The organism is Chromobacterium sp. W521 (assembly GCF_052805975.1).
Window position 1 is genome coordinate 1 of sequence record NZ_JBRBAF010000034.1, and the last position, 2,325, is coordinate 2,325.

The 2,325-nt window shown below is 65.2% G+C and carries 4 protein-coding genes; all 4 read left to right on the forward strand.

The features are described 5' to 3' along the window. Positions 1-661, forward strand: a 661-nt coding sequence (locus ACUXV1_RS23130; protein WP_306293399.1) for a hypothetical protein, incomplete at its 5' end; no start/stop codon positions are given. Between the two features lie 49 nt (positions 662-710). Next, positions 711-1,442 carry a MotA/TolQ/ExbB proton channel family protein gene (locus ACUXV1_RS23135; RefSeq protein WP_081557142.1) on the forward strand — a complete coding sequence of 244 codons (732 nt, stop codon included), beginning with the start codon at positions 711-713 and terminating at the stop codon, positions 1,440-1,442. Positions 1,443-1,452: 10 nt separating this feature from the next. Then, positions 1,453-1,896 (forward strand): ExbD/TolR family protein, encoded by a 444-nt coding sequence (locus ACUXV1_RS23140; protein WP_043631007.1) that lies wholly within the window; start codon positions 1,453-1,455, stop codon positions 1,894-1,896. Between the two features lie 19 nt (positions 1,897-1,915). Next, positions 1,916-2,325: ExbD/TolR family protein (locus ACUXV1_RS23145; RefSeq protein ID WP_240315092.1), on the forward strand; the 410-nt coding region annotated here is incomplete at its 3' end.

Here is a 2,325-nt window from a genome sequence, read left to right on the forward strand (position 1 = left end):
AAACATGACGAGCATCACAGCCAGAGGAATCGGCGGTCCCCCGCCCAAGCGCCGCATCGCGGGCTTGGTCGGCGTGGTCGTCTTCCATGCACTGTTGATCTACGCGCTGGTCTCGGGCCTGGCCCAGGGCGTGGTCAAAGTGATCCAGCAAAAAGTGGAAGTGGCGGTCATCAGCGAACCGCCGCCCCCTCCACCGCCCCCTCCGCCCAAGATCGAGAAAGTGGTGCAGCCCACCGCCGCGCCCAAGCCGCAGGCCTACGTGCCGCCGGTGGTCAATCCGCCGCCGGTCACCTCCACGGCCAACGCCATCCAGTCCACCACCTCGGACCCGGCGCCGCAGCCCGCGCCCACCCCCGCCCCGGCGGTGGAAGCGCCCAAGGGACCGGTGTCGGCCAAGGCCAACTGCAGCCAGCTGCAAGCGCCGGAGTATCCGAGCAAGGCGCAACAGGACGAAATCCAGGGCGTGGTGCGCGTGGCCTTCCAGGTGGGCGACAACGGCCGCTTCAGCCACATCGCCAATATTTCGTTCGACGGCGGCATCCCGCCGCGCTACCGCAGCGGCTTCCAGTCGGCGATCAGCGCCGCGCTGCAAGGCTACAGCTGCAAACCCAACAGCCTGTTGAGCCAGGAATTCGGCTTCAAACTCGATTCCGGCGAATGAGCGCGAGCGCGCCTCGACCGGAACAAGCAATCTCTAGGAGAACCAGAACATGAGCAAAATCATCCGCACCGCCTTCGCCGCCGTGGCCCTGTTGAGCAGCCTGAGCGCGCTGGCCGCCGAAACCGCGCACGTGACCAGCAACCCGTACGGCATCGACGCCCTGTGGGCGCAAGGCGACATCGTGGCGCGCGGCACCCTGATCATCCTGCTGATCATGTCGGCGGCCACCTGGTACGTCGGCATCGTCAAACTGCTGGAACAGCGCCGCCTGCTCAAGCAAGGCCGCGAACTGCTGGAATCGCACGGCGCGGAGCTGCAAAAGCGCGCCAGCGAACTGGCCGACGAAGGCATGTTCAGCGCGGTGGCGGTGGCTGGCATTGAAGCGGCGGCCGAGCACAAGGGCGAACTGGCCGGGCGCGTGGACCTCAACACCTGGGTGTCGATGGCCATCTCCGACGCGGTGGACTCCGCCAGCCACCACATGCAAAACGGCCTGTCGGTGGTGGCCACCGTTGGCTCCACCGCGCCGTTTGTCGGCCTGTTCGGCACGGTGTGGGGCATCTACCACGCGCTGACGGCGATCGGCATGTCGGGTCAGGCGTCGATCGACAAAGTGGCGGGCCCGGTGGGCGAAGCGCTGATCATGACGGCGATCGGCCTGGGCGTGGCGGTGCCGGCGGTACTGGGTTACAACTGGCTGGTGCGTCGCAACAAGCTGGTGCTGGACATGGTGCGAGTGGTGGCGGGCCGCCTGCACGCCAGCCTGCTGAACGCGCGCTGAGGCGTCGACGATGAAAGGGCGCAACGCAAGATTCGGCCAAGGCCACGGCAAGGGCGACGAAGACGCGGTGATGTCCGCGATCAACACCACGCCGCTGGTGGACGTGATGCTGGTGCTGCTGATCATCTTCCTGATCACGGTGCCGGTGGTGACGCAGACGGTGAAGATGGCGCTGCCGAAGGAAAGCAACATTCCGACGCAGACCAAGCCGGAGAACATCGTGCTGGGGGTGGACACCGGGAACACCATTTACTGGAACACCACGCCGGTGAAGACGCAGGAAGAACTGCTGGCGCGGCTGGTGAAGGAGGCGAAGAAGGACCCGCAGCCGGAAGTGCACATTCGGGGCGACCTGGGGGCGAAGTACAGCCCGATAGGCCGCATCGTGCTGGCGGTGCAGCAGGCGGGTATCGTGAAGATCGCTTTTATTACCGAACCGCCGCCGCGGAACTAGGAGGGGCAGGAAGATGGGAATGAACGTAGGCTCGTCCGACGACGACCTGATGGTGGAGATGAACACCACGCCGCTGATCGACGTGATGCTGGTGCTGCTGATCATGTTGATCATCACGATTCCGATCCAGACGCACGCGGTGAAGCTGGACATGCCGGTGAGCAGTCCGGCGAAGCCGATGGAGAAGCCGGTGGTGGTGCAGATAGACATTGGGCCGGACAACGGGATCTTGTGGAACGGGGAGCGTTTGGCGAACCGGGAGGCTTTGGAGAAGAAGCTGACGGAAGCGGCGGCGCGGGTGCCGCAGCCGGAGTTTCACATCAAGCCGAACAAGGATGCGGGTTACGAGCCGGTGGCGATGGTGCTGGCGGAGTCGCAGCGTTTGGGGGTGACCAAGCTGGGCATCGTGGGGTCCGAGCAGTTTGTGCA